Genomic DNA, 1,161 nt, shown 5'->3' with positions numbered 1-1,161 from the left:
GCCGCGGCTGCTGGCGCGCGCGCCGTGGCGCGACGACCCCGCGCGCACCGACCGCTTCCGCTATGCCGAGCGCGCGCCGGGCTGGCGCGAGCGCGTGTGGATGTCCGCCGCCTATGCCTTCGCCGCCAGCGCCACGCGCGCCTTCGCGCAGAATGGCTGGCCCGCCGATGTGCGCGGCGTGGAGACCGACCGCCCGGGCGGCGGGCTGGTGGAGAACCTGGCCGCCGAGCCCTTCGCGAGCGGCCCGGCCGAGGCCTGGCATCGCATACCCGCAGAGATCTCGCTGACCGACCGGCAGGAGCGTGCGCTGGTCGATGCCGGGCTGATGCCCGTCTGCGCCATGCCCTATTCGCGGGAGCTGGTCTTCGGCGCGGTGCGCAGCCTGCAGGCGCCGGCGCGGCACATGGGCGCCAACGCCGCCGCGGCGGACGCCAGCTCGCGGCTCTCGGCGCAGGTGAACGCGCTGCTCTGCGCGTCGCGCTTCGCGCACTACCTGAAGGTGATGGGGCGCGACATGGTCGGCAGCTTCCAGACCGCCAATGAGGTGCAGAAGCGACTGCACACCTGGCTGCAGCGCTACGTCAACGCCAACACCAACGCCACCGGCGACCAGCGCGCGCGCTACCCGCTCTCCGAGGGGAAGATCACCGTGCAGGAGAAGCCGGGCAGTCCCGGCAGCTACGGCTGCACGGTGCATCTGCGCCCGCACCATCAGCTTGACGACGTCTCCGCCACCTTCATCCTGCTGACCGAGATCTCGGCACCAGGCCGCAGAGGAGCCACGGCAGCCCCATGAGCAGCACTGCCCCAAGGCCCGGCGAGGCCGGCGCGCATTTCCAGGCCGGCCGTCTCGCGGAGGCTGTCGCGGCCGCCGGCGCCGCGGTGCGGGCCGCGCCCGGCGACATCGGCGCGCGCATCCTGCTGGCCGAACTGCTGGCCTTCCAGGGCAATGCCGAGCGCGCCGACGTCATCCTCGACGCGGCCTCCGACGTCGATCCCTCCGCCGCGGTCGCGGTGGCGGAGTTCCGCCAGTTGCTGCGGGCGGAGGTGGCGCGCCGCCAGCTGTTCCGCGACGGCCGCGTGCCGGAATTCCTGGGCGAGCCGACGGATGCGCAGCGCCATGCGCTGGCCGCCCTCGTCGCACTGCGCGGCGGCGACGCG

Annotated in this window: 2 protein-coding genes; both read left to right on the top strand. The window is 74.2% G+C overall.

Translation table 11 applies throughout. From position 1 onward, the window contains the following. A partial coding sequence (locus OZN99_RS32115) for a type VI secretion system contractile sheath domain-containing protein (RefSeq protein WP_270939244.1) occupies positions 1-796 on the top strand: 796 nt, incomplete at its 5' end. Continuing rightward, positions 793-1,161, top strand: a 369-nt coding sequence (locus tag OZN99_RS32110; protein ID WP_270939243.1) for a tetratricopeptide repeat protein, incomplete at its 3' end; no start/stop codon positions are given. The genes OZN99_RS32115 and OZN99_RS32110, both read left to right, overlap by 4 nt.

The organism is Falsiroseomonas oryzae (genome assembly GCF_027856955.1).
GTDB lineage: Bacteria > Pseudomonadota > Alphaproteobacteria > Acetobacterales > Acetobacteraceae > Falsiroseomonas > Falsiroseomonas oryzae.
This window is presented reverse-complemented; position numbering and strand designations above follow the sequence as displayed.